The 24,518-nt window shown below is 55.6% G+C and carries 22 protein-coding genes, 3 pseudogenes and 1 riboswitch; of the genes and pseudogenes, 4 read left to right on the top strand and 21 right to left on the bottom strand.

The genetic code is table 11. The features are described 5' to 3' along the window. Window positions 1-8 precede the first annotated feature (8 nt). The 7 genes and pseudogenes from JOE29_RS17220 to JOE29_RS17190 all read right to left on the bottom strand — a co-directional run. On the bottom strand, window positions 9-350 hold the full coding sequence (locus tag JOE29_RS17220; RefSeq protein WP_003317535.1) for a hypothetical protein: 342 nt from the start codon (window positions 348-350) through the stop codon (window positions 9-11). A gap of 94 nt (window positions 351-444) precedes the next feature. After that, window positions 445-711, bottom strand: coding sequence for a hypothetical protein (locus JOE29_RS17215; RefSeq protein WP_003317536.1), 267 nt, complete (start codon window positions 709-711; stop codon window positions 445-447). Between the two features lie 42 nt (window positions 712-753). After that, on the bottom strand, window positions 754-1,077 hold the full coding sequence (locus tag JOE29_RS17210; RefSeq protein WP_003425060.1) for a DUF190 domain-containing protein: 324 nt from the start codon (window positions 1,075-1,077) through the stop codon (window positions 754-756). A gap of 80 nt (window positions 1,078-1,157) precedes the next feature. Continuing rightward, entirely contained in the window at window positions 1,158-1,523 is a 366-nt protein-coding gene (locus tag JOE29_RS17205) for a hypothetical protein (RefSeq protein ID WP_003317538.1), read from the bottom strand. Continuing rightward, the gene (locus JOE29_RS17200) at window positions 1,520-2,866 is read right to left on the bottom strand and encodes a voltage-gated chloride channel family protein (protein ID WP_011267047.1); all 1,347 of its coding nucleotides are present in this window, start codon (window positions 2,864-2,866) and stop codon (window positions 1,520-1,522) included. Before JOE29_RS17200 ends, JOE29_RS17205 begins: the two co-directional genes overlap by 4 nt. Before the next feature lie 80 nt (window positions 2,867-2,946). After that, window positions 2,947-3,019, bottom strand: a riboswitch (Fluoride riboswitch). Window positions 3,020-3,114: 95 nt separating this feature from the next. Beyond that, a complete protein-coding gene (locus JOE29_RS17195) occupies window positions 3,115-3,438 on the bottom strand; it encodes a DUF190 domain-containing protein (protein WP_003425054.1) in 324 nt (107 codons plus the stop codon). Between the two features lie 115 nt (window positions 3,439-3,553). Further along, window positions 3,554-4,192 (bottom strand): annotated as a pseudogene (locus JOE29_RS17190) (arsenic resistance protein); the annotation flags it as partial. A 663-nt stretch (window positions 4,193-4,855) separates the two neighbouring features. Between JOE29_RS17190 and JOE29_RS25500 the strand changes: the two are divergent. Further along, window positions 4,856-5,064: pseudogene (locus JOE29_RS25500) on the top strand (hybrid sensor histidine kinase/response regulator); the annotation flags it as partial. Window positions 5,065-5,151: 87 nt separating this feature from the next. Here the strand turns inward: JOE29_RS25500 and JOE29_RS17180 are convergent. Next, window positions 5,152-5,376 carry a DUF6555 family protein gene (locus JOE29_RS17180; protein WP_003425025.1) on the bottom strand — a complete coding sequence of 75 codons (225 nt, stop codon included), beginning with the start codon at window positions 5,374-5,376 and terminating at the stop codon, window positions 5,152-5,154. A 222-nt stretch (window positions 5,377-5,598) separates the two neighbouring features. Between JOE29_RS17180 and JOE29_RS17175 the strand changes: the two are divergent. After that, a pseudogene (locus JOE29_RS17175) lies at window positions 5,599-5,934 on the top strand (DUF1264 domain-containing protein); the annotation flags it as partial. 125 nt (window positions 5,935-6,059) lie between these two features. Here the strand turns inward: JOE29_RS17175 and JOE29_RS17170 are convergent. Further along, on the bottom strand, window positions 6,060-7,679 hold the full coding sequence (locus tag JOE29_RS17170; RefSeq protein ID WP_003425021.1) for a methyl-accepting chemotaxis protein: 1,620 nt from the start codon (window positions 7,677-7,679) through the stop codon (window positions 6,060-6,062). Window positions 7,680-7,871: 192 nt separating this feature from the next. On the opposite strand from JOE29_RS17170, the gene JOE29_RS17165 reads away from it, so the two are divergent. Both JOE29_RS17165 and JOE29_RS17160 read left to right on the top strand, forming a co-directional pair. Then, window positions 7,872-8,432 (top strand): GNAT family N-acetyltransferase, encoded by a 561-nt coding sequence (locus JOE29_RS17165; protein ID WP_003425019.1) that lies wholly within the window; start codon window positions 7,872-7,874, stop codon window positions 8,430-8,432. Further along, entirely contained in the window at window positions 8,417-9,376 is a 960-nt protein-coding gene (locus tag JOE29_RS17160) for a tyrosine-type recombinase/integrase (RefSeq protein WP_003425017.1), read from the top strand. Before JOE29_RS17165 ends, JOE29_RS17160 begins: the two co-directional genes overlap by 16 nt. A 558-nt stretch (window positions 9,377-9,934) precedes the next feature. Here JOE29_RS17160 and JOE29_RS17155 read toward each other — a convergent pair. The 12 genes from JOE29_RS17155 to JOE29_RS17100 all read right to left on the bottom strand — a co-directional run bounded on the left by JOE29_RS17155 (window position 9,935) and on the right by JOE29_RS17100 (window position 24,516). Then, on the bottom strand, window positions 9,935-10,375 hold the full coding sequence (locus tag JOE29_RS17155; RefSeq protein WP_003425016.1) for a type IV pilus biogenesis protein PilM: 441 nt from the start codon (window positions 10,373-10,375) through the stop codon (window positions 9,935-9,937). A 31-nt stretch (window positions 10,376-10,406) separates the two neighbouring features. Next, a complete protein-coding gene (gene pilV, locus JOE29_RS17150; protein WP_003425014.1) occupies window positions 10,407-11,813 on the bottom strand; it encodes a shufflon system plasmid conjugative transfer pilus tip adhesin PilV in 1,407 nt (468 codons plus the stop codon). After that, window positions 11,810-12,742, bottom strand: coding sequence for an ATPase, T2SS/T4P/T4SS family (locus tag JOE29_RS17145; protein WP_003425013.1), 933 nt, complete (start codon window positions 12,740-12,742; stop codon window positions 11,810-11,812). Before JOE29_RS17145 ends, pilV begins: the two co-directional genes overlap by 4 nt. Before the next feature lie 2 nt (window positions 12,743-12,744). Further along, entirely contained in the window at window positions 12,745-13,269 is a 525-nt protein-coding gene (locus tag JOE29_RS17140; protein ID WP_003317566.1) for a type 4 pilus major pilin, read from the bottom strand. A gap of 38 nt (window positions 13,270-13,307) precedes the next feature. Further along, window positions 13,308-14,399 carry a type II secretion system F family protein gene (locus tag JOE29_RS17135; protein ID WP_003425010.1) on the bottom strand — a complete coding sequence of 364 codons (1,092 nt, stop codon included), beginning with the start codon at window positions 14,397-14,399 and terminating at the stop codon, window positions 13,308-13,310. Then, a complete protein-coding gene (locus tag JOE29_RS17130; protein WP_003425008.1) occupies window positions 14,389-16,020 on the bottom strand; it encodes an ATPase, T2SS/T4P/T4SS family in 1,632 nt (543 codons plus the stop codon). The genes JOE29_RS17135 and JOE29_RS17130 overlap by 11 nt, the downstream gene beginning before the upstream one ends. Continuing rightward, a complete protein-coding gene (gene pilP, locus JOE29_RS17125) occupies window positions 16,017-16,619 on the bottom strand; it encodes a type IV pilus biogenesis protein PilP (protein ID WP_003425006.1) in 603 nt (200 codons plus the stop codon). Before pilP ends, JOE29_RS17130 begins: the two co-directional genes overlap by 4 nt. Next, window positions 16,609-17,967, bottom strand: a complete 1,359-nt coding sequence (pilO2, locus tag JOE29_RS17120) for a type 4b pilus protein PilO2 (protein WP_003425003.1) — start codon at window positions 17,965-17,967, stop codon at window positions 16,609-16,611. The genes pilP and pilO2 overlap by 11 nt, the downstream gene beginning before the upstream one ends. 1 nt (window position 17,968) lies before the next feature. After that, the gene (locus JOE29_RS17115; RefSeq protein WP_016567500.1) at window positions 17,969-19,705 is read right to left on the bottom strand and encodes a PilN family type IVB pilus formation outer membrane protein; all 1,737 of its coding nucleotides are present in this window, start codon (window positions 19,703-19,705) and stop codon (window positions 17,969-17,971) included. Beyond that, window positions 19,702-20,835 carry a TcpQ domain-containing protein gene (locus JOE29_RS17110; protein ID WP_004409808.1) on the bottom strand — a complete coding sequence of 378 codons (1,134 nt, stop codon included), beginning with the start codon at window positions 20,833-20,835 and terminating at the stop codon, window positions 19,702-19,704. The genes JOE29_RS17115 and JOE29_RS17110 overlap by 4 nt, the downstream gene beginning before the upstream one ends. A gap of 151 nt (window positions 20,836-20,986) precedes the next feature. Beyond that, a complete protein-coding gene (locus JOE29_RS17105; protein ID WP_058444035.1) occupies window positions 20,987-22,453 on the bottom strand; it encodes an SEC-C domain-containing protein in 1,467 nt (488 codons plus the stop codon). Between the two features lie 110 nt (window positions 22,454-22,563). Next, on the bottom strand, window positions 22,564-24,516 hold the full coding sequence (locus tag JOE29_RS17100) for a DEAD/DEAH box helicase (protein WP_099266530.1): 1,953 nt from the start codon (window positions 24,514-24,516) through the stop codon (window positions 22,564-22,566). Between the last annotated feature and the right edge of the window lie 2 nt (window positions 24,517-24,518).

Genomic DNA, 24,518 nt, shown 5'->3' with positions numbered 1-24,518 from the left:
GTCGGACGTCAGCTCTCCATGAGTATCCTGAACAGCTGCACTGCCGACACCGCAATTGCGGGAACCAAGAAGCCTCCAATAATTAGTTCAGGAATCTCTCCCACCAAGGGCATGAACTGCCCTCTTTTTGCCATCTGGAAAAGCTCCATCATTTGGTTTGAAGCAACCATTACAGAGCAGCAATACGCCGTCTGGGCTTGTAGCCTGACGCGCCTTTGATTTAGCAGATGAAAGGTCAGCAAGGACACTCCAACGCTTACGATGAAAAGCGCGGCGAACTCATAGACGGATCCTGTGAAAAACCTGCCCATCACAAGCCCGAATACGATGCTCAGCGTCACTGCGCTCATGTGGTCTCCCAATTCTCTAAAATGATTTTGATGAGCCGACGTCGGTGAGCTCCATTTCGCGATCTCATCTTTGGATTGCCAACCGCCATCGCGCTCAATGTTGCTGTGCTCTCAGCTCGTAGCCCGGTACGCAGGTCTGGGCTACGTCGGCCTTGCAGGACTTTTCACTGGGCATACGCATCGTGACTAATGCGCCTTCGAGCGGGGTGACGACGTACCACCCCTCGCTCGAAATCTTTTGATTGTCTGCGATGCCCGCCAGAAAAAGCGACCAAAAAACCAGTCCTACGAGGAGCTGCCTGTTGTCATGAGCCCAGTTAGCGGGGGCTGGCTGTGGACGTAGGTTATAAACTCGGTACATGGCGTTTATCCTTTTTATCGGTTGTCCAACAAGGTGCGTTTTTTAGTTTTTCGCCTGGCCCACTCGACCGTATTCGATGGGCAATTTGATATAGCTCAGTGAAAACGACTCCTTGGCCAATGCCTCCAGCAACCTGTCGCACCCAATTTCATCAGTGGATATAGTCACCGTGACGGGATGGTCGGCACCGCCGAGGAAATGCGCCGTATGCAAATGCCCCAAATGATCTAGCCCCTCTGTACCGCTCACCAACGTCGCACCCAACGCGCCCTCTCGCTTGGCGAACTCGACCAACCACTCTCCCAGTGGAAGGTGCTGGTAGTTGGTACTCTGTTCGGTGAAAAACGTCAGTTGAAAGCCGTTCATAGCTACATCCTCTAATGTCGCGAGTGACCGACGCTTCGGTCGGCCTTACCTCTTCATTTCCGAGCTGTTTTCAAACTGAATTACGACGCGTCAGTGAGCGGTAACTCACATAAGAGAAGAACTGCTCGCACCTTGCGTAACTCGTCAGCGTGGTCGCGCAGGTATGCGCGCAGCTTGTCCTCTGTATCTAGCAATTCCAGACACTGGGGATGACGCATATCGCCAAGCTCCGGGTGATGATGGGAGATGCGATGGCCTGGCAAATAACCTGCAGAAATCGTCTTGAGCATGACCTGCTCAATTCTTGCTTTTTGAGCAACTTTAAGGAGGTGCTGGGCTAGTGCAGGTGCGCTTAGGTGGTGCCAGAAGCTGGTCACGCGAGCCCGGCTAGCGCCAGGAAAATAGAGTTGCAAAGCTGTCAGGCGATCTTGGTGATGTTCAATCATTTCTCTTCCCCCGCAAGAGTCACTTTCCGCTCGCTGGCGGATTCACTTTGAGCATGAAATTGCTTGATATCAGAGAGCCGGATTTCCTCCGGAAGAGGACGGTGATGCTTGCTGTGGCCGACGCGCTGGGCGTGATAGATCCCGGTGTGTCCGGATACGAGGTAACTTGCGATACAGGCAATGGCTGCAAGCGGAGCAATTTCGGGCCCGAAGAGCTCCATGGCCATAACGATGGTTGCCAGTGGCGTATTAGCTGCACCGGCAAAGACGGCGACAAAGCCGATACCAGCCAGCATGCCGAAGGGAAGGTGCAAGAGGGGAGCCAGCGCATTCCCCAAGGTGGCACCGATGTAAAACAGCGGTGTGACTTCGCCGCCCTTGAATCCAGTCCCCAGGGAGACAACGGTGAACACCATCTTTCCAAGCCAGTCCCAAGGGGCCATTGGCATTTGAAAGGATTGGACGATGCTCGGAATGCCTAGCCCGATGTACTTATCAACGTCGATGTAATGGTTACTACCGAGCGCCCACACTGCGACTGCGATCAGCAGGCCGCCGGCGAAGGGTCTTAATGGTGAATAGGTGATAAGCCGCTTAACGAAGGCTCCGAGCTTGTGGGTCGCAGTCGCGAATAGCAGGCCGGTAAGGCCAAAGACAATCCCAGCTGCCACCACAGCCATGACGCTCCACAGCTGCACCGGAACCACTTCGCCAATGACGTAATGCGTGTGAACCACGCCCCAGGCTTGCCCCACCTGGTCAGCAACGATTGCCGCAACCACGCAAGGGAAAAGCGCGTCGTAACGCATACGTCCAATGGCCAATACTTCAAGTCCGAATAAAGCCCCGGCAAGAGGGGTGCCGAAGACGGACGCAAAGCCAGCACTGATACCGGCCATGAGAATCACCCGACGGTCTTCGCGGCGCAGACGGAAGACATGCGTCAGTTGATCGGCAAGGGCACCGCCCATTTGCACCGCCGTCCCCTCACGTCCCACAGATGCACCAAAAAGGTGGGAAACCACGGTTCCGATCAGCACCATCGGCACCATGCGCAAAGGCACGATCTTCTTAGGATCATGGATCTCATCGATGATCAGGTTGTTTCCGGCATCAACGGGTTTGCCTATCAAGTGATATGCAAGTCCCACAGCAAAGCCGGCCACTGGCAGGAGCCAGATTACCCAGGGATGGGTTTCTCGCCACTGGGTGGCATGATCCAAAGAAAGCAGGAATAACGCAGAAGCAGAGCCTGCCAAAAGAGCTACAAGACCAGCAAGCGCAAGCCATTTCGCTATATAGGGCAGTAAGTCGAGTTGTTCAGGTCGTCGAAATTTAGACATTTGGCCAGCCACAAAAAATAAGTGGGCCTGACCAAAGAAGGGATTCTAAGCGCGAACGCCTACAGACCTGGTTTGATCAGGTTTCTGTAGGCATCATCAGCTGCTACGGGCGCAGCGGTTTGTTAATGGAGGAATGCCATCTCCAATGCGCCGATCTTAGCTAGGTCTGTCCAAAATGTAAAATCGTGTTTCGGAGTACGAGGCAAGCGAAGGCGTCTTCGAGTCACCGCTTACGAAAGAGGGCCAAACTAGGTGACCTCTGTTCCGACGAAGCCCAGCTCAACTGGGGTTTTTATGTAAAACAACGAGATATCTTCAAGCTCCAATCGCTTGAATAACTGTTCAGATTCGTCCTCGGTAATGGCCATACGAATTTCGGTAGGCTGATCCGCTAGTTCAAAAAAATGCGAGGAATGCAGCCGGCCGGTATGCCCAAAGCCTTCGATACCTGTGGACAGAGTCGCACCCCGCAGTCCCATTTCTTTCGCCAAATCAACGACCCAGTCGCCGAGCATCTTTCCCTGATAGCGACGATTCTGTTGAGTAAAGAAGGTCACCAGAAAAGCTTTCATGTTCCTCTCCTCAGCGCGTGTTGATTATTTGATAGGACAGAAGCCCGGCAGCCGTCATTACCAGCGAGCCCACGACGTGTAGTGAAACTGAGCCTAGCGCCCAGGGCAGCCTACCCATCACGACCAATACAGCCGCCATAGCCGGTACAGGCATCCAGGCCCATGCGTTGTTCCAGCTTTCAACGATGCGTGATCTCTTTGCCCCGGCAGCTGTTGCTACCGCTAAGACCAAAGGCAAAGCGATCAGCATCACAAAGGCCTCAACAAATGGGCCTATAGAAATGACCACTGTTGAGTCGTTACCCAGCATGAAGGTCAGGTACACCGGCAGCAGTACAAGCTGCATCAAAAGAAGCAATGGGGTGGCCGCCAGAGTGAGTTTGGAGTCGCCTTTACCGATATGGGTAAAAACCACCACATAGTCGATACAAGGCGTCAGCAAGACCAACAGGGCACCCACCAAAATCGCCGGGTGATTGGTTATCCCCATCGTCAATGCCCAAACCAGCAAGGGGATGGCCACGAAGTTGGCTGTGAGCAGCGCCGCCATGAAACGCTTATTTGCGAGGCCATTACGGAGATCCAAGAACGGGATCTGTAGAAACATGGCGTACATCAGCACTGCGATGGTGGGTGTCACCGTCGACCCTAATGCTTCAGACGCATTGGGGGCGAGCAGGCCTCCGAGGGCCGCGACAATGACCGCGACGAAGTAAATGGGAATCTGGTTAGTCTCTAGCTGTTCTCTGTCCACAAAATGCCCTTCAAGCGCGTGAAATTATTTTCTGAAGACAGGTTAATATCTGTAGCTGCTACAGGTTCAAGAAAATGCTTGGGGAGTTTGCATGTCAGGAATCGGGGCGCTGTCGAAATCAACGGGTTGCCACATTGAAACGATTCGCTACTACGAGAAAATAGGCCTTTTACCTCCCGCCCTGCGGTCGACTGGGCGTCATCGAATCTATACTGAAAAGCATCGATCAAGACTCGTCTTCATCCGGCAGAATCGTGAATTGGGTTTCCCGCTCGAAGATATCCGAGAACTCATCGCGCTCGCAGCAGATGCTGATCGTCCGTGCGCTGACGCGCTTTCGGTGGTCAAGAAGCACCTAGCGGAAGTAGAGTCGAAGGTAGCAAAGCTTCAGCAAATCCGGGTAGAGCTGCTCTCAATGGCAGGTATGTGTGAGTCAACATGCTTAGGTTCGAACACTCCAGACTGCACGATTGTTGAGTCACTTTTTGAACCTGCTGCTGGGGTTCGCTCTGGTTGCTGCTCCTAGACGAGTCAAGAGCATAGGGGGAGCAAGCTGCCATCGAAACCGAATAGCGCGATAGCCTCGACAGGGTGTTTCGAGCGTCCGTCTACACCAAACGGGCTGGTACAAGATGTGTTCGGCAGACGCTTACGACCTGATCAATTCCTGGTGGAATGAAAGGCGTGACGCTGGCCCGGGAAGCCAAGCGCTTTTACCCCACTCCAAAGGTGTCGCTGAAAACTGGTTATTCCGAAAACTCGCTAGAGCCTACGGATGCGGGGGGATTTTGATGTTATCCAAATCTTACGTGCCCATCGATCTGGCTAAGAAGGTGAGGCAAGTGCTGGAGGGGCCCAACGGGGTCAGATGACTATTCGTTCTTGTTCAGTGCAGCCGTCAAAGCCCGCCAGCTTGCTCTAATGGTGCATTGATACACCATGCGAGACTGAGCTGACTACTAAGCGTGCGACCACTGCACCTGGACAATACCGTGCCGCTTGGCGAGTGGCTTGCTAACGATCTGGACCCTGTCTCGGCGATATTTCGGGATCTGCGCTACCCCCGAATCCACTGCAGCCCAGTGCCAGGCCTCAGCATTGCTCATGATTTCCGCGCTGACGTAAAAGCTCTTGTCGGCACCATTGTGCACGTACTCGATTCGATAATGAGCGGAGTGTGGCATGGGCAATTCCTTTCCCGGAATGTGACGAAGTTCCCTTATTCGGAAAATCCCCAAGTTCCTAAGTTCCGTCTCTTTGAATCACCTCACCAGCTCCGGCAATGGCGGCATAGTGTTTAGTCCACACTGAGGCCTAAAGGCAAGTGGCGAATCCCCGATCTGTTATCAACCAATCTTCAGGCCATGAAGCTCAATTGCTGTGGAGTCACTCAGATTGCTGACCGGGTGGAGCGACTGGCTCATACCCATGGCAAGACGTGGCACACCTGGCACACCGATCAAGACAAAACACTTCCCCTAGGTGTTCCACAACTGATGATGGGGTTCACAGCTGACGGCCAGGCTGATCCCGCAATGCAGCAACAACGCAACCAACGCTTGGGAATCGTCAAGTCGGCAATCAAAGCTCAACGAGCCGATATTCAGATCCCCAAAGCAGATCCAGGTGCGGATGGATGGCAGCATGGGAAGACAATTCAGATCAACGATCCTACGGGACATCTTCACGGGCCCGCAACGTCACCCACCCCACAAAACACAAACAGCCGATCAACCCAATAGCCAATAGACTGTGCAATCCCTGCAGGCTCACGCTCAGGGAGGACGGTATATCGCCAAGGCACAGTCGACAGTCTAGGTCCGATATCCAAGGACATCGGACGAGTCCGCTGACGTACGTGAATACCTTAAACCTTGAAACGATTGACCAGCTGATTCAGACTAACCGCAAGCTTCGACATCTCGTTGCAAGCGCTTGCAGTCTGGCTTGCACCTGCAGAACTTTGGGAGGCCAGCTCGCGAATGCTAACCAGATTGCGATCGACTTCCCGGGCGACGTGCGCCTGTTCTTCCGAAGCGGTGGCGATGAGAATGTTACGCTCGTTGATGCCCGTAATAGCTGTCGCGATCTGGTCAAGCGAACTGCTGGCATCGCCTGCGACGCTTAGGGATTCTGCAGCCAGTTCTCTGCTGGTGGCCATCGCCTTCACGGCCTGGTCAGAATCGTTCTGAATGGCCTGAATCATCTGCTCAATTTCTTGCGTAGACACTTGCGTGCGGTGAGCGAGGGCTCGAACTTCGTCAGCAACGACTGCGAAGCCTCGGCCTTGTTCACCCGCCCTAGCGGCCTCGATCGCGGCATTGAGCGCAAGCAGATTGGTCTGCTCAGCAATGGCTCTGATCACCTCAACCACTTTGGAAATGTTCTGTGCACGATTGGACAAGCCAGTGATCTGCTCGCTGGTGTCGCGCACGTTGCTCGACAGCTTTTCGATGGACTTAAGCGTCTGCGATACACGCTCCAAACCAACCTCCGTATAGCCCTGACCTTTCCTGGACTCTTCGGAAGCTGATTCGGCATTGCGTGCTACCTCGTCCACTGCAGCGCTCATCTCGGTGACAGCAGTTGCAGCCTGATTTACTTCATCATTCTGCGACACCAGGCCAAGGCTGGATTGCTCAGTCACCGCGGTCATTTCTTCCGAGGCGGCAGCCAGTTGGGATGAGGAGTCAGCGATCTGCATGATCGTGCTTCGAAGGTTCTGCTGCATCGTGGCCAACGCGCTCAAAAGCCTGCCTGCCTCGTCGGTACCGCTTACCTCAACCTCCTTCGTCAGATCGCTTGAGGCAATGCGTTCGGCGACGCTAAGGGCGCTCCCGATGGGCGACGTAATCGTTTTGGTTAGAAGAGTTGCCAAACAAAGAGTCAGGAGCGCGACGAAGATAATCAGGCCGATGACGATGTAAAGACCTGAATCATAAACTTGCGTCGCTTGAACACCGGCAAGCGCAGCGCCTTTGTTATTGAATTGTGTTAATTCCTCGACCTGAGTTTCCATTTGGTTCGTGAGGGGACGTATACCGGTAGCGACGAGTTTGACAATCGAAGCGGTGTCGCCTGCCTTCAACAAAGGTTCCAGCAGATCCAGTTGGCTTGCGTAATCGTCGTAGGACTTTTTCACGGCCAAGAACAACTGTCGCTCCTGGTCACTCGCAATGAGGGTCTCATAGTTATAGACCGCATCCTTCATGGCTTTCCGGTAGGCAGGAAATTTGACGATGGTCTGCTGAACGGTTTGAGGATCGGCAACGGCCCGCTGGGTCTCCAACCGGACGCGAAGGACGGTGGAGTTCATCATCGCGGTTTGCCGAATACTGGGTAGCCAATTCAGTTCGACATCCTTTTCCGTATCGCGAAGCTTGCCCATCTGCAGTATGGCGATGACGCCCAAGACCACGACCAGCAAAATGATGGCCGAAAAAAACAAGGTGGCGCGTGGAGCGAGGTTTATATTTCTGAGCCGCATAGGACTTCCCACTGCAAGATGGCCAGAGGCCTGGTCTTGAAGCTATCGGCTAGAAATCGTGAAGGATTATGGCTGTTCGTCAGCTCGTTGACACCACGTCCCCCGGCGGCGCATGCGTACCATTGTCGGTTATGGCCGTTACTTACCAATGTAAGAAATACGTTATCACGCTAATTCAGGAGGGCTGACCGTATGTCTATCATTGAGCCAGTTCGGCATTATTTTCATAGACGCGAAGCTGAAATGATGATTCAGGTGGCGCACAAGTTGAGTTTGTTGGTTCAGGAGCAAGCAGCGCCACGAGGCAACTTCGTTTTCCCTGGGATGGACTATTTGGCCAGGCTGGAGGTCGAGGGCAAGCGAGTGGGCCACATTGATTACTGCATCAACCCGCTGCAGGACCGGCTCTACATCGACAAGATCGAAATCGACGCAGATTATCGACGACGCGGGTTCGCCTTAAGCGCGCTCTGGCAACTCTGGCAAAAGCACCACCTGCCCATAGTGCCCCTGTATCAATTTGGCACATCAGATGGATTCTGGCACAAGGCGCGGATACGTTTTGCGGCGGTGGGAGCCGTAATCGGAGATGAGATTCGTAGCATGGAAATGATCGCCGAAATGGATCGCTGGCAGCACCTAGTGCCTGAGCCGATCCATGAGCGCTTGCAGCGTGAGCTCATGGCATCGGATGAGTGGCCTGCTATTAAGGCTAAATGGGACGCGGAGTACGGTCCATGCCGGGAGAATTGATCTCAATTGAGGATGGCGGACGTCGGCTTACGGCGGCGGAGTTCCAGCAACTGACGGCTGTACCCTCAGCCGTGGAGTGGTTTGCCAATATCGATAATCCACGTACCCGCCGGGCGTATCAGATCGACCTACAAGACTTCTGCAGTTTCGTCGGCTTGGCCGGGGCCGAAGAGTTTCGGGCCGTGACGCGCGCACATGTCCTGGCCTGGCGCGCTCGGTTGGAGCAGCGTGGTCTGGCCGGAGCAACGATCCGGCGTAAACTCGCCGCGCTTGCCAGCCTGTTTGATCATCTGCTCGAGAACAATGCAGTGGCAGGGGGCAATCCGGTCCACGGCGTCAAGCGGCCCCGGATCGAAAGCAACGAAGGGAAGACGCCCGCGCTCGCGGACCACCAGGCCAAGGCGCTTCTCGATGCGCCGCCGGCTGACAGCCTCAAGGGACTACGAGATCGTGCTGTGCTGGCCGTGCTGCTGTACCACGGCCTGCGCCGGGAGGAGGGCGCGCAGTTGAAAACCAGCGACTTGCAGGAGCGACGGGGCATTAAGCACCTGCGGGTGAACGGCAAAGGCGGCAAGCTGCGCTGGCTACCGCTGCACCCCGTGGCCGCCGAACGTATCTACGCATATATGGAAAAGGATCTTGAGCGAGGAGCAGGGAATGGGTCGCTGTTTAGGTCACTACGAGGTCGCGCCTCTGGTACCGGGCTGAGCGCCGATGGCATTTATAAGATCGTGTGTCATTGGGCGATGTCTGCCGGCATCAAGGTTGATGGTCTGGGCGTCCATGGTTTGCGGGCCACGGCGGCGACAAACGCGCTTGAGCATGACGCGGACATTGCCAAGGTGCAGATCTGGCTGGGGCACTCAAACATCAGCACGACGCGTTTGTATGATCGGCGCGGCCAGCGACCGGAAGACTCTCCGACGTTTAAAGTCAAATACTGAGAACCGCGGATTGTGGGCCACCCTTCAACCACTACCACTCGTCGGAGAATTAAGGTTGGTAATTACTGCTCACTCCAAATCTCGAAATTTGACGGAAAGGCTCGTAGAGGTCTCCCGGATGCTTCCAGATACCTCAAAACACCATTTCTACGAAAATCGCGTAGTCATAAAAACCCCCGCGCGAGGCGGGGGCAGAGTGCATCACTGTCTTTATCAGGTGGCAATGCAATTTTCTTGCGTTTAACATCGGTGCAACACATGACGCATACAACGGGACCTAGGAAATCTCAGAGTATTGCTGGTAACCCTCTGCGTCAACTCCTCTAGGGGGTTTACTCGCTGTCGTGTGGATATGTCAGGAGCCTAATCCTGATCCCATTCACTCTGCGAGGACATCGCCATGCTGCGATTCATACCTGAAGAGTTGATTAGAGCGCTGCAGACCGTTTACTGGTCTATTCGTCTGATTCGACTAATTCAACAAGTCTAAGCAACACCAGCAGGGGCATGCGCCCCTGCTGCCTTTCTGTTCGCATCTGTGACGATCCGTCAATTGACTCATTGGTACGCCACGGCTGCGCCGTTGGGTACTGTCGCCGGCAGTGCGACCCCCACGTTACCAGATGACGGGGTGACAAGGCTGCCAGACGACGCCGTTCCGATGGCCAGCGACCCCCCAGTCAAATTGATCATCTCTGAAACAAGACCGGGAGGAGGGGATCCGACGAACGCGTAACTTCGTCCAGCATCGATCACTCCCTCCACCCCAGGGTAACGCGCGTACCAGGTGGGCAGTGCCAACTGGTTATCGGCCACCGTTCCTGATGCAGCTTTGTGAGCGTAGGCATACTCGGCCAAGGCATTTCTGTAGACGAGGACGTTATGAGCAATCAAGGAGATTTCTACGGTCTGGGAGCTCTGTTCTGCCTGGTGTGACTTCTCATAAACCATTCCGAGCACTGCTGTAATCACCACCATTGCAAGCCAGTAAATGTTCACTCTACGTCCTCGATGACAGTTATGAGCCTGGTCAGAACTGACAACAGAAAATGGTGGCGTAATCGTTCTGGCCGACCACGATTCCTGGGGTGCTGCTGAATCGTTGGCCTGAGCCGGCCGTGTCCCAACCAACTTTTGTGTAGCCGACTGGGCAAGCGTAGGTAGTGACGTCGTTTGCGTCGTAGCCGGGGATGGTTTTTGCCGTGCAGGTAGGGGCACTGGAACCGTTCACCACCCAGACCTGGTTATCACAAGAAAGGGATCGACCCGTACTGGTTCGACCAACCATACCGTTTGCAGCACAGGCAGTGCCGGCAGTTGCAACGCCATTCAGCTGCAGGTATTCACCGACGGTCGCGCGACCTTCCGAAGTCACTGTCCCACCCCGGATGTTCCCGGCTGTGTAGAGGTTCTTGTCGCCGTAGACCCGAACCCAGTCCGAGTCACTCATGTACCAGCCACCACCCCATTTTTCGCTGTACCAGCCGGTGTCGCCCTGAGTGCGAAACCAACCGCCTGTGACAGTCTCGCCTGATATGCGGGCAGCCGCCCCCGTGAGGTTGGCCGAGGCATTCACCGACTGCGCGTATACATCACCTGCAGCGATGACGTTGCTCTGGGCTGTGACGCTCCCCGACGCACTCACATTCCCCTGGGCTGTGACAGATCCCGAGGCACTCACATTGCCAACGGCGTTCACTGACCCAGCAGTGTCGACATTACCTCCAACCGTCACTGTTCCAGAGGCGTTCAATGCAGCCACATCGTTGACATTGTTTCCTCCCATACTGAGCGCCGTGTTCATGCGATTGAGTTCAGGCTTTCCTGGGATGGCGTTGCGGTACAGGTAGTCGTTGGAGAGCGTGCCATCCTGGAGAAACAAGGCACTCGCAGTGTGGCCAACGCCTGGGTTGATCCCATAGTTGCTCAGCGCAAGTTGCCAGCCGCCTCGTACTCCTTGGATAACGCCGGTGTTGTTGAACGGGATGAAGCCACCCGGCGCACCCATATTTTCCGCAATCGTCCGGGTACCGATCTCATCGATAGCCTGGCCACCGGTAGTGATCACGATGGATTCGAGCTGGTTGACGTTGACCCTTCGAGCAAGCACCACGAAGCTTTGACCGAATGCATTTGTGTCACTGAAGCTGGCTGGCAGATAGTTGGTGTTGCGTAGCATCTGAGGGGTAATCGTCGCAGGCGTGGTTGTGCCCGCCGATCCATAGACCGTTGCGAAATTGTCCTTCAAGTATTTAGAAGCGGCCTCTGCGATCTGCTGCTGTTGCTGAGCTGCGATTTGATAGTTCTGCGCATCCATCCTGTCGGCCATCAGCGAGACGCCTATGGCCGACGCAATGGCGAAAATGATCAGGCCGAAGAGCAGCTCGATCACCACAAAACCATTCTTTCTGGTCTGGCCATGCTTGAGAACATTCATCCCCAGAGGCTCCTGTTCGATTGTTGATCCACATCCTGGCTAAGCATCGCGATCTGATTCGAACGGATCTTCTCGCGAATACCAGGGCCGTCAGGTCCAGTCAGTGAAAGGCTCTGGATCTTCAGATGTCGCATTTCGCCTTCACCTTCGAGGGCAAGCGCAGCTACAGCTACCAAACCCTGTGACAGAATTGATCGGACGTTGCTGATGGCCGGCTCCGCAAGAGTCGCTACTCGCTCGATCGCCTGCGGTACTGTTCCCGCGTGAACTGTGGTGATGATGAACAGGCCATTGATTGCCGCTCGCACTGCCTGAACTGCCGTGGGGGTGTCTCTGATCTCACCGATAAGCATCATGTCCGCGCCAGAGCGGAGGCCTCTCATCAAAGCCTCCTCATACCCGCCATTGCGTCTCGAAACCTGCATCTGGATGCAACGACCAGGTCCGTGACGACCGTTCAAATCTGTCTCAGCTGGATCCTCTGCAGCCAACGCGATCCCACCGCACGCATTTAGCCTGGCGATGATCAGCGAAGCTGCGCTTGACGTCTTACCGGTGCAAATCTCGCCGCAAAAAATCACCAGGCCGCGCACCTGCTTCGTAAGCAGCGATTCGACAAGGTCTTCAGGAAAACCCAATTGGTCGAACTGCCGGACCTGCGCATTTGATCTGCGCAGTACGAACACGGCCTGGCCAAAGGCATCGGGTATCTGAGTGACGCGAAGCACCGTTCCTTCTTTGATCAACGAGAACTCAGGATCCTGATGCACTTCAAAATGCTTTGCGCATTCCTCCCGTAATAGCAGGGCGCTTTCTTTCCAGTTTTCCGGAGCCTCGACACGTCCGCTCTGGCCATCCAGGCCTTTTACGTCCGTAAAATCCGGCCCCAAGTAGAGGTCACTAAAAGGCGTGTCGATAATTGGGTTCATGCTCAGTAGGCCGTCCAAGCCAACGTGTTGCTATCAGTAGAGCAGCCACTGGTGGCAGCAGCTGAACTCACCTCGCCGTTCACAGCTGTGCCGCCATTGATAGAGGTGGTGACCTTCTGCCCGCGTCCAATCTTCGTGGCCAGTGTCACACAGGCATCTTGGGGCAAACCGGCCTCGGTCACGGTGAATGTCATCCCGTTGGCAACCACAGTGACCTGGCCACTCCAGGCGTTGTAGAGCTTGCCGCTGGAGAACGACATATTGGGCAGGCCACGTATCGAGCTGAGCTGGGCGATCAGATCGGTCCCTGACGCTCCGTAACCGGTACTGCCTTTGAGCTTGCGAGTGTTCGCGATCAATTGACCGACGTTACCCTGTTCGTTGTTGACGTCCGAACTGCCCATCGCGCCCCAACCGTTGTAAAGGGCGTAGCCCATCCCGATCAGGATAACGATGAGAACGAAGAGCAATTCAATCGAGATATAACCGATCTGGTTCGCCCGAGCGGAGTGAGTGGTGTTTTGCATGTGTGTGGTCCTGGGTATGTGGGTAACGGGTGTAGTGCTCAGTGCGTCATGCCTTGTGTGGCATTGCCGGTCATGCTGTAGGCCCCGACCATGACCAGAATCATCAACAGGCCGATCAGAACCATGGATACGAGGGACAGTGTCTTTGCGTAACGCTCGACCTGTTTCAGTGATATCTCCAACCAGCGAAGGCTGTAGCGGTGCACTGCAGCCGAGAAGCTCTGCGTAGTGGAGAGAACAATCAGAAATTGAATCGCTTCGTGGTCTGGGAATTCATGCCCGGAAAGATCTAAAGCCTCCCCAAAGTTTTTACCCATCCGAACCCCGTAGTGGGCGGCTTCCAGGCGTTCACGCAGCCACGGATTTGCCCCACGCTTTAACGTGTCCAACGCTCCGAGCGGATCGATGTTTGCTCGCAGCATGACCGCGATATTGAGGAGGAACGTTGAGCCGTGGAGCGCTTTGTAGATTGACCAGGGAGGCAATATCTCCAGCCTTGTCCGCCAAGGGCCACGGAAGTAAGGCAGAGTGACGACACTGGTGACAACCAGGACTACCACAAGGCACAAAGTCAGAAGTCCCCAGTTAGTCACAAAGGTGGCGATCATGTGCAGAACCATGGGTGCGCCGGACCAGGCTTCTGGGTTGGATGAGCGGCTCATGGCCGGCACCACCCGGGTGGCGATTACGTTCAGCAAGTAGGCCATCAGGCTCCAGACAAAAACCGGGTACGAGGCCGTTGAGACCACCAGCTTCATCACTTTTTGCCGAGCTTCGATGATCCGCACGCAGTCGCTGAATGCCTGGATCAAGTTCCCTGACTTCTCGCCGGCGCTGATTACGGCGTGCTCCTGATAAGGCACCCAGTTAAGGCAGGCCTGGGCTAGCGTCTTGCCGCCGTCCACAGCCTTGCCTATGCCATAGCTGGCAAGGGCAATCGGATGTCGAGCACGGCGGCCACCGTCACTGTAGATCGATCCGATACGATCAAGAGCCAGGTCGAGAGGCACCCCGTTCTCCAGCAGGGCGGTCATGCTCTCGTAAAGCCGGATACGCTCATTGCCTCCGAACTGGTTTCTGTAAAAGCCTTCTACAAGCCCTGACCAGGCGTCCATCGCCTTACTCAGCATGGGCTTCAACCTCAGGTGGCTCGGCATCCAGCATGTAGCTGTCAAAATCCACTGGCCCGACTACGGCCTCTGCCATGCGCGGATCGATCAGCCCCGCATTGATCTTGATGAGCGTGTGGGCAACCTTCGTGATACCACCCATGTGCTTGACCCAATACTGGCGCGCTGCGCTTGGTCCGTTCTTGCGGATCTCCTCCATGAACCGGTGGGTCGGGAGAAGAATCTCTGCGACAGCGACCCTGCCGTTGACCCCGTCACGGCATAGAGAGCAACCTGGCCCAGCCAAATAAACCTGATCGAGCACGGTCATCTTTTCAAGCCTCTCGACCAGCTGCGGATCCAGGGTACTGATCTGGCTGCGCGCAGGCACGCGACACTTCTTGCACAGCGTTGGCAAGAGTGACTGGTTGATAAGACCGACAATGAGTGTTGGGTCGGTGACCAGGCTTGTATCTGCACCCATGTCGATCAGGCGAGGAATTGCTGCTACAGCGTTGTTGGTGTGCAGAGTCGATAAAACGAGGTGGCCGGTCATCCCCCCGCGCAGTGCCCCCTGAGCTGATTCAAGGTCGCGAATCTCCCCGTACATCAGTATGTCGGGGTCGAGTCGCACGGAGTTTGTAATGGATTCTCCCCATGTCTCATTGCTGCCAAGAGGGGACTGATTTGCACGCATCGGATACTCGGGCGGGTCCTCAACGGTCAGGATATGTTTCGTGCCTTTGCACTCTTCAGCCAGAAGGTTGATCTGCACCTGGAGCGACTTCGATTTCCCTGATCCAGTTGGACCGGTCAATATGATCACGCCGTAAGGAAGGCTTCGCAGCCGCTTGAACAGCAAATTCTGTTCTGGCAGAAACCCCAGATCGTCGACTGACTGTTTCTCCTGATCGTCATAGATCAGTCGCAGCACCATCAAAGGCCCTTCGACCAGAGGGCGTGTAGCTACACGGGCTCCGGACAGTCCCAATTGATCGAGGAAGGTGCGAGCCATGCGCGCATCTTGTTTCAATTCCGGTTGATAGTAGCCCTCAGATTTGACGTCGCACATTGAGTTGAAGAGTGAAGAACAGAGCTCGTTACCTACGGCGCTCTGGATCTGCCCGTATTCCCGCAAGAGACCGTCCTCACGGAACTTGATGTAGGTGATTTCGTGGCCAACGATGAAGTGAACGTCGGAAGCACGGCGTCCATGGGCCGCGCCGATGATGCGAATCACCTCTTGTTGGCGCTGGGTACTGTCGATAGATCCGGCGAAAGCTTTGCCCGCATTCTGGTACAGAGACTTGATATCGCTGAGCGTGCTGCTGATGGTCTGAAACGGCACGCCAGCTCTGTCCAGGCGGTCCATAAATGCCATCACATAAGGGTCGTGCATGTGCTGAGACGAGACGAGCAGTTCAGCTTCATCAGCCTCTGGGGCAGGTGCCAACAAGGCAACCAGCTGACGCAACTCGCTGGTAATGTCCCCCCACCGCTGTCCCTCAGCAGTAAGGACTGTTCCGACCACGTCAGATTGCATGGCGATGGTTATCGGTTGCACGACTGCGGTTGGCCGGGTGACCTGGCGTGCCAACGGATCAGCCTTGATGTCTGGCTCAATTCGTACCGCGCCGCTCATCGCTGTAACTCCTGCGACATGCTGGACAGCGGACTCGTAACCGAGGGCTGGCCGGGAGCTATAGGCTTGAGTGTCTGCAGTGACATTTGGGGTGCGTCGACCGAACCAATCGGCGCCCGGGTCGAGAACCCTAGTGGATATCGGCGTCCGTCATGGCCCAGTACAACGCTGTCGAGAGACACGCTGATTACCTTGAACCCTCCTGGCAACTCGGCATTGCCAACTGATGCATCGACCTCGAAACCACTTCCGTACAGCAACGTTGCATACAGAGCGTTATTCGTCCTGAACACGGTCTTGACCACTGGCAACTGCGGTGTGCTGTTGCTGGCCGGGGCGGGCGTCGTGTAAGCGTTCTGCGTAACCTGAACCGGCGCGGACGTGGTCGTTTTGGCCCCGTTTACGATGTCTTCCTTGGCACGAGCTCGCGCCGCCTGTGCCGTGAAGAGCAAGGTTTCACTCTGCACCTGGGACAACTCGCCAATGTTGATCCGACTGAGGTCGTTGGGGGATGGATCCGCCGCGACGGCCATGTTGCCGGCAGCCACGCACGACAACAGTAGGGTCAGCAGAGTTGAGGCGCGAGTGTTAATGCACATAGAGGTCACCTATGACGTTCCAGGTTAATTTGCCGTCTTGAAAGTCGGTTTTGATTTCACGCAGGCGCATTCCAGTGCTTTGCACGCCTTGAAGAACAGTCGCTGGCGGCAACAGGCTCGTGTAGCGGATTTCGAAGTGTCGGTAATCCGGGGGAGGTGGTGGTGGAGGCGCGGGTTGGCCAGGCAAAGCTGGTGGCTGGACAACCGTCACAGGTACTTCCGTGATCTTGGGCTGCAGGTCTTGGGCTTGCAGCCATGAAGTGATGCTGTCCAAAGCTTGCGTTGCCGGGTTCAGAGCGTCATCACCCGCCAGCGGCAGCTCGAACGTGAGCTTCACTGCGGCCATGTTGCCTTCGTCGTAAAACGCTGGCGTATCAGCAAAGTAGCCCGCCGTAGCTGCGCTGAAAGCCATCGTGGTGCTGTTGCCGGTGCGGTTGTAGTTGGCCGACATCAGCGTTCCGTCGCATTTAGCGGAAACGAATAACCACCCTTCGATTGCCGGTGGTAACTGGTCAATTGCGCCGTTACAGCCTTCAAGAAATACTGGGACAGAAGGCTGTTTCACCCACGGATGTACAAGCGCCTCGATCACAACTGGTGCGTTTGTTCGCTGGTTCAGGGCATCCAATTCAGCTTGCCTTGCCGCCTCTGCCGCTTCCTGCGCCTGGCGAGCAAGTTGCAGCTTATGTTCGTTCCACTGGTGCCACCCAATCAGGCCGGCCACGACCAAGGCACCAATCACCGCGGCTTTCATCAACTCCTGTCTGGACAGGCCGAATGCCAGCGGTGTCAGCTTGTATTCGCGCTTGAGGTTTGATGGCTGCAACAATGTTTCAGGGTCAAATTGTTCGCCACCGCGACCAAACTCCGGCGGGAGAAAGATCTTGTCGAAGCTCATGGAGCGGCTCAGCTGCTGAGCCACTTTCTTTTTTATTTCCTCACTGCTACCTACCAGGTCAGCGCCCGGGATGACCGCGCCTCGGTACACTGCGACCAAGGCGTATCTGTCCTCGGTATTTTCGATCTTCCAGGCAGCAAGCCACGATGCGCCCAGCTGCCCAGCGAGTGCGGCTGCAAGCGAGTACATGCCTTTGACTGCACCGTCATTCTGCGAAACGAATCCAGCCTGAATCACAGACTCGGTATGCCTGATAGCAACGATGTCCATTTGTTGGGTGCGACCGAACTGGCGTGCTTCTTTCATGTAGCCGGTAAGGCTGCCCAACGGGTGCCACAGCAGGCCTGTCACGAAAGATCGACCGTGATAAGTCAGAATCTGAACTTTGCCGTCACTGGGCATTTGAGCGCGCGGCGCGCGTTTTCGTAACAGGGAGAGCAGGTTCGCCATGTCAGTTGGTCACAATCGGGGTGATCAACACCACCAGAACGCTTTTTGACGAGGTGCGTTTACGCCCACCTCCAAGACCGAAGAATCCCGGTGAGCCTGTGCCGATCTTGTCCGTGTTGTCGCTGAGCTCCTCAAAGCCCGACAGGATCAATGTCTGGCCGCTGCGTAGCTTCACCTTAGGTGACAGACTTTTCGCATCGTAGTTGGGGATCTGAACGCTGGAGCCGTTGCTAGTGAATGGCTCGAAGGTAGGTTTGGAGCTCATATTGATCGACACCATGAGCAGCATCTCATCGTCGTCCATCAGGCGCGGTTGCAGCGTCATGTTGAAACCGGAGGTGATCGTGCCAGGAGTAATTGCTGTGCTGGAGCCTACTGATGCCGTGGTGTTGGTCTGAACCGATGGAATGTAGCCTTGAACGTTGCCGATCTGCAGCGGAGCAGGCTGCAGGTTCAATGTGGTTACAGACGGTGAGCGAACATTCGAGATCCGGGCCTGTTCTGCGATTGCCTGGATGATCGCGTTGGAACCTGCCCAGGCGGAGTTGGCTGTATCGACAATGCCGACAGAGCCAGAGATTGCGCTGGAGCTGATGCCTGGCACAGTATTCGAGAGAGACAGGCCCCACTTTGTGCTCAGCGAGTTGTAGACGGCCGCCCAGTTCAAAGCCAACTGATCGGTGTCGGTCAGAGTCGCCTCAAACACCTTCACATTGAACAGTACCTGTTGGGTGATCGCGTGGTTGGTCTTGGCCAGATAGGTCTCAACGTTTGCAAGCACGTCGGGCCGGTCTGTCACGGTCAACGTCCCTGTCGAGGGCGACAGATACATACGGCCAGGCGGCGACGTACTCAGCATGGCTCTCACGTTGCTCTGGATGTCAGTCAGGATCGATGTGTTGAGCGTGACGGTCGTGCTCTGGTTGCTGCCCGAGTCACCCGAAACGCCTGAAGAACTGCTGCCTGACGACGATCCGCTCGACGAACCGCTTCCCGAGCCTGAGGAGGTGGTCATACCGGATCTGACGGTGCTTTTGATTTCCTGCACGTCTCCAAATGCGTAGACGTCGAACACCTTGGTATCGAAATAGCTGACCTGCACTGACCGTGATGTGGGATTGAATCGATAGGTGAGTCCCAACCGCGCGGTGACCTCATCCAGCAGACCCGAGGCTTTCCCTGAGTAGCGCAACCCACTGACGAGGTTCGGTGTCAGCATGGATGCGAAGTCAGAACTTCTCCCCTGAGAGGGCTGCGCCAGGTTGGAGCTGCCTGTAATGCCAGCAGGCAGCAACCCAGCGAGACTGTCAGGGTTTGGGGCCGTGCTGATTGGAGGCGCATTGTTGCCCGGAGCGGGTGCATTAGCGTTCAGCAGACCTGGATTGAGGGCATCGGGCGAGACCAGTACAGGGATCTCGCACTGTCTGGAAATGTACTGGGCAATTTCAGCAATTCCGACACTGCCAGCAGGCCGATATGCGACCTCACAGTCATACTTGGAGGGGATGCCTCGTCTCGCAACAACTGGCTGCGTTGAAACCCAGGGTTTGTCGCTGAATATCACTGTGTCCCGACGTTCCTGTTGCTGCTTGTTACGCTGTATAGCCGCGTAACGGCCGGCAGAATCGGCGGTAGCCTCTGCCCGTGCAGCGGCTTCATCCACCCGTTGGACTGAGCAGGCTGATGCCGATAGAACAGCGAGACTCAGAGCGGTCTGACGCATGAAGGGCATGCTCATTTTTTCCTCTCCGATACGTGCAGAACCTGCTGACCATTGCCCTCATTACCGTCCACCACAAAGGACCGTTTGGCGTTGTCGTACAGTGGGAATATCTGCCTGACCGCCGAACTGAAGGAGCCTGTGAAACTCAGCGGTGCTTCGATGGGGTAGTCCAGGTCCTCCGGTACCCAGATAACCTGCCAGCCGGCCCGCTTGGCCCAGTCTTCAACCGATTGACGCAAGGTACTGCCCACAGGTGCATTCCACGTTTGCTGTGGCGCAGCGGTTGCTACGGGTTTCGCTGCTGGTTCAGGCTTCATAGGAGCCTGGCTGGTCGAAACGATGCTCTTGGTGACGGTGGTCTGAGATGTGGCCTTCGCCGGAGCCGCGCTCACAGGAGTCGGCTTTTGCTGTGTAGGGGTGCCTTCCTTGGCTGGGGTGCTGATGGATGCAGCTGGTTGCGCTTTTGCCTGCGTGACGACCGTGGTTTGCGGTTGCCCTGCAGGCGATGTGTCCTTGCTGAATGGGGTTCCGGTTGCCGGGGCAGTTACAACAGTAACGGCAGAGGAGGTGCTGGCTACCGAGGTTGATCCAGTGCTGGCCGGTTGCGCAGGTTGAGCCAGTGCCACGGGCTTAGACGTCTCTGGCAGTTGGTAACCTGGCCGCAGTACAAAACACACACCGCGCGTTACTTCGTTGACCTTGACCTGCCATGCCGGACCGGCCAGTACCTGCAGCGTGTTGCGCAGGCTCATTGGGCCGAGCTTGTACTGGGCAGCCGGAAGAGGACGTGTGAACAAGATGTTTACGTGACCGGTGCTCGGTGGGCACAACGTGTAGCCTGAGCGGCTGACCACATACTGCATCGCGTCCTGGACGGACGGATGCATGTTGGCGGGAATGCTGACATCGATGATCTGGGCCATCAGATCGCGTTGCTCCGCTTCCGGAGCGGTATTCACCAGGGCGTAGCGACCATAGCGGACCATTGGCTCCTGACCGGACTTTGCGCCACTTGAGTACAGGTCTGGCGAGAGCAGCTCAGGATTCTGGCTGCTGTCGAAAGCAGGTCCAACCGGTTTGTCCGCTACAGACGTGCATCCGGCGAACAGCGCGAGTATGGAAAGTGTGGAAAGCTGCCTGATCATGTGTGCCTTGACCCCATTTCTTGATGGTGGCCAAGGTGCCAGCGCTCAGGTTGCAAAGCACTGCTAAACCCTTAACGGATCGATTCAGGTTATCCATGGTAGAGATGCATGAGGACGGAAGCGGTCCTCAATTACGCGACAACTCCACAGCTCAATGCATGCCGGTAACCATGCAGCACTTTTTGTATTTTTTCTTCGATCCACACGGACACGGGTCATTACGTCCGAGATCCGCGCCAGAGTTGGATGTTTGGATCACTCTTTCTGAAACGTGATCGAGGATGTGTAAGGTCTTCATTGCATGCTGAGCCATCTTTCGGCCCTCGCTTGTGAGGGGAACACTCGCATCAACGGCGATGATTGTCTCAGATGCAACTTGGCTGCCTTTTGTGTCAGCTCCGAAAATCAATATTTCCTTCGCCTTCTGATATTTGTACATCGCCACGCTTGCGTACAATTGCATGCAATCCCTCCGTGCCTCACGGTATTCCTGATATGACGCAAAGCTGTCATCCCAAGGGAAGAACAGGAATATGTACAAACGGTCTGGCTTGGCAGTGGACGGTGCTGTTCGCGCAGAGCGCATGCCTTTGGGCACCTGGTTGAACTTCTCGAACAAGGAAGATGCTAGAAAGCTGCTTGAATACAGGTTCTCAGAAGCCAGGATTTGAAGAGCATCTGAATGCCCAAGCAAAGGAACATCCTTGGCCTCTCCCACACATGCATCAGTAATGGCATCAGCGAACCGAGCAATGATCTGGTTCCAGAGCTTTGCGTTTTTCTTGTGGGCATGGCGGAGCGCGTATGCAACAGTCTGCCTGTAATATTTCCATTCCCCTTCTGGGATCCTGAAGCAGTGGCCTTCATAGCCAGCTGTTACCCTGAGATCGCCGAAGCCGTGTTCACTTTCTTCTTGCAAATACGACGCGAGCGTCTCCTCCTCCCCAGCGCTGGATAAGAAGGCTCCTCTTCTGATAACCCGTTCCTTTGTGTCTAGGAAGTGGATGAAATCTTCCGGTGTACAGAGCTCCTCAAACAGGAGCTTCAGACCGCTTTCATCGAGTACGTGGACGAATGTTTTTCGTGGATCGACATCCCCTACTAGAAACGGCTTCTCCAGCAAATAATCTTCAGCTGCCTCGTAGCTATACACAAGTGTTCCTCTACTACCGGCCCCTTGTGAATCATAGTACCGCTGGGCGTGCTGACCAATCCCGCCAGTGACCGCTACCAGATGGATCTTCAACCCTGGTTTAGTCAAATCGAACGGGAACGGATCCTCCAGCTTACTGTTGAGAAAGAGCTTGTCGGGATGGTTTCTGACCAAACTCTCAGCCCCATGCAGCTGCTTTGCAGACTCCTTGACTGCAGCCCGGTACCAGCGGCTCCAGGCCAACTGGATATCATTGTGCTCCTGAAAGTTGACATGGCCTTTGTCCGAGAAAATGACGAGAGTGTTGTTGAAATAGATCGTCAGGTCGGCGAACTCCTTACCCTTGCCTGTTGAGCGGAACAGGCTCGGATAACACCAGAGACTGAAGAACGTGTTTGACACGATGGCAGACAGGACCCTCTCACTCTCGTTGACACTGGGTTCTTTCAGAATTGGTTTCAGCACTCAGATCGTCCTTTTTCTTTGGCGCGCTTTGAAGGGGCATGGCATGTATCGACTCCATGCGGCTTGGCTAAGCAACATAGCTCGAAGTCATGGCCTCCTGCCACAGCCGGTTAAAGAATCTCGGCAAGGGCTTTTTTGCTCGACTCCTCCGCTTCCGGATCGATCAGATCGCTGGCCAGGGCGCGCTTGTCCATGAGCATCTGCCACAGCTGCTGGTCGATGGTGTCCTCAGCTAGAGGGATTTTGACGACAACCATGCGCAACTGCCCGTTGCGATAGGCTCGATCCTCAGCTTGGTCCTGCAGCCCCGGTGTCCATGGAAGCCCCAGAAAAAAGACATAGTTCGCAGCAGTCAGGTTGTAACCTGTTCCGGCGGCCGATCTGGTCCCGATGAACACCCTGCAGTCCGGGTCCTGCTGGAAAGCATCAATCGCCTTCTGGCGCTTCTTGGGCGAGTCACTTCCCACCAACGTCACGCACCCGACGCCCAACTTGAGGCAGTGCTCGCGCAACGTGGCGACGGATTCCTGATACTCGCAGAAGAGGATCACCTTGTCGTCGACGTCCAGCTCGGCCATCAGATCCGCAAGGATCCGTACCTTCACGCGCTCGAGCAGCTGACGCAGTGCGCCCAGCCTTGCGAATCGGTGCTGGTCGCTGCGCATGATCTGATTGTACTCGTCACGTTCTGTCTGGCTGAGTATCACCGGCACAGTCTGCCGCTGCTTCCCCTTCAGGTTGGGCAGCACATCCTTGCGGCGACGAAGCATCCAGTCGGATATCTCATCTCTAAGCGTCTTGCGAAACTCAGGACTGCCGGCGAATCGCTCGCAGAACTCATTGAGGGGCAGTTGTCCGATTGGATGGCCTGAAAGCCTGAGGAGTGTGTGCAGCTCGGCTTCGCGATTGAGCACAGGCGTGCCCGTCAACAAGTAGCGGTTTTGTACCTGAGCCGCGATGTCGAAGCCGTGGCGTGTCCATGCAGCAGTGGGTTCCTTGAGTCGGTGAGCCTCGTCAATGACCATCACCGCGAAACGATTCGCGTGCATGACAAAATCACCCAGCCTCTCGTAGTTCACGATGATCCAGCCAGCGTTCGCATCAAAAGTTTGCATTGCGATTTGAGCCTGAGGAAACACCATCAGGATCTCACGCTGCCAGTTGATGATCAGGCTGTTGAGCACAATCACCAGAACCGGTTTACCTTGCGCGCGTATACCAGCGGCGATCACAGCCTGGCGAGTTTTACCCAGTCCCATGTCGTCGGCCAAAAGCGCGCTCGTGCGCTGCAGCAGGTGCTTGATTCCTGCTGGCTGATGATCCATCAGCGAGAATCCTTCCAGCGCCTTATCGATATCGGCACTGGTCAACTCGGTGTTTCTGATGGATGGGACAGATGCCAGGTAGATACCTGAATCTGAAACTTCCTCTTCGCTTTTGGTCGACTCCGGAGAGTGGCCACCCAGACTGATACTGGTGACCTCATTCACCGCCTTGACCGACCCGTCAGCGAGCAACTCCTGCAGCGTGTCCAGAATTTCGAACTGATCTTCGTCCAATCCCAGTTCCAGAATCAGGTTACTGCGAACCAATTCTGGTGTGCCCTGCACTCGCCAGGCTTTGCCCGCCGAGAGGAACACCCCACGCATGCGCTTGGCGATCGCTACAGCACCAGGATGAAAATCTCCCGACAGGATCACACCGCCTTCCGCCAGCGGCGCGAGCCTGAACTTCATCCCCCAGGTGAATGCGTCACGGTGCACGTCGGACTGGGCAGAGGTAATCCTGTCTCTGAATGCTTGCCAGCTTTCGATGTGTTTGCCATCTGCGAGCTCTGCCAGCTCCCGATAGAGCACATCGAGGTCATCGAGTAGCTTGTCTTTGGGCACACGCCAAAACTGGTTCAGTGGGTGATCAGACCTGCGTATGAAAAAGCCCCTCCGGCGAAGCAAAAGCTTGTTTGCACCCTGTAGGTAACTCAGGGACAGCCCGAAGTCGTAGCCATCGAAAATGGCTTTGCGAAGCAATACCGGACGCTTGTTCATCAATTGGGCCGATGCCATCT

The organism is Pseudomonas sp. PvP009 (assembly GCF_017832995.1).
In the GTDB taxonomy this organism is placed as follows: domain Bacteria; phylum Pseudomonadota; class Gammaproteobacteria; order Pseudomonadales; family Pseudomonadaceae; genus Aquipseudomonas; species Aquipseudomonas syringae.
This window is presented reverse-complemented; position numbering and strand designations above follow the sequence as displayed.

What these genes read in the sequence shown, in the direction of transcription:
- JOE29_RS17135 (WP_003425010.1), bottom strand. Translation starts at nt 14,399, where the DNA reads ATGCTGAGTAAGGCGATGGACGCCTGGTCAGGGCTTGTAGAAGGCTTT.
- JOE29_RS17220 (WP_003317535.1), bottom strand. Translation starts at nt 350, where the DNA reads ATGAGCGCAGTGACGCTGAGCATCGTATTCGGGCTTGTGATGGGCAGG.
- pilP (WP_003425006.1), bottom strand. Translation starts at nt 16,619, where the DNA reads ATGTGCATTAACACTCGCGCCTCAACTCTGCTGACCCTACTGTTGTCG.
- JOE29_RS17170 (WP_003425021.1), bottom strand. Translation starts at nt 7,679, where the DNA reads ATGCGGCTCAGAAATATAAACCTCGCTCCACGCGCCACCTTGTTTTTT.
- JOE29_RS17210 (WP_003425060.1), bottom strand. Translation starts at nt 1,077, where the DNA reads ATGAACGGCTTTCAACTGACGTTTTTCACCGAACAGAGTACCAACTAC.
- JOE29_RS17165 (WP_003425019.1), top strand. Translation starts at nt 7,872, where the DNA reads ATGTCTATCATTGAGCCAGTTCGGCATTATTTTCATAGACGCGAAGCT.
- JOE29_RS17205 (WP_003317538.1), bottom strand. Translation starts at nt 1,523, where the DNA reads ATGATTGAACATCACCAAGATCGCCTGACAGCTTTGCAACTCTATTTT.
- JOE29_RS17145 (WP_003425013.1), bottom strand. Translation starts at nt 12,742, where the DNA reads ATGAACCCAATTATCGACACGCCTTTTAGTGACCTCTACTTGGGGCCG.
- JOE29_RS17160 (WP_003425017.1), top strand. Translation starts at nt 8,417, where the DNA reads ATGCCGGGAGAATTGATCTCAATTGAGGATGGCGGACGTCGGCTTACG.
- JOE29_RS17200 (WP_011267047.1), bottom strand. Translation starts at nt 2,866, where the DNA reads ATGTCTAAATTTCGACGACCTGAACAACTCGACTTACTGCCCTATATA.
- JOE29_RS17100 (WP_099266530.1), bottom strand. Translation starts at nt 24,516, where the DNA reads ATGGCATCGGCCCAATTGATGAACAAGCGTCCGGTATTGCTTCGCAAA.
- pilV (WP_003425014.1), bottom strand. Translation starts at nt 11,813, where the DNA reads ATGAATGTTCTCAAGCATGGCCAGACCAGAAAGAATGGTTTTGTGGTG.
- pilO2 (WP_003425003.1), bottom strand. Translation starts at nt 17,967, where the DNA reads ATGGCGAACCTGCTCTCCCTGTTACGAAAACGCGCGCCGCGCGCTCAA.
- JOE29_RS17110 (WP_004409808.1), bottom strand. Translation starts at nt 20,835, where the DNA reads ATGATCAGGCAGCTTTCCACACTTTCCATACTCGCGCTGTTCGCCGGA.
- JOE29_RS17180 (WP_003425025.1), bottom strand. Translation starts at nt 5,376, where the DNA reads ATGCCACACTCCGCTCATTATCGAATCGAGTACGTGCACAATGGTGCC.
- JOE29_RS17130 (WP_003425008.1), bottom strand. Translation starts at nt 16,020, where the DNA reads ATGAGCGGCGCGGTACGAATTGAGCCAGACATCAAGGCTGATCCGTTG.
- JOE29_RS17140 (WP_003317566.1), bottom strand. Translation starts at nt 13,269, where the DNA reads ATGCAAAACACCACTCACTCCGCTCGGGCGAACCAGATCGGTTATATC.
- JOE29_RS17115 (WP_016567500.1), bottom strand. Translation starts at nt 19,705, where the DNA reads ATGAGCATGCCCTTCATGCGTCAGACCGCTCTGAGTCTCGCTGTTCTA.
- JOE29_RS17195 (WP_003425054.1), bottom strand. Translation starts at nt 3,438, where the DNA reads ATGAAAGCTTTTCTGGTGACCTTCTTTACTCAACAGAATCGTCGCTAT.
- JOE29_RS17215 (WP_003317536.1), bottom strand. Translation starts at nt 711, where the DNA reads ATGTACCGAGTTTATAACCTACGTCCACAGCCAGCCCCCGCTAACTGG.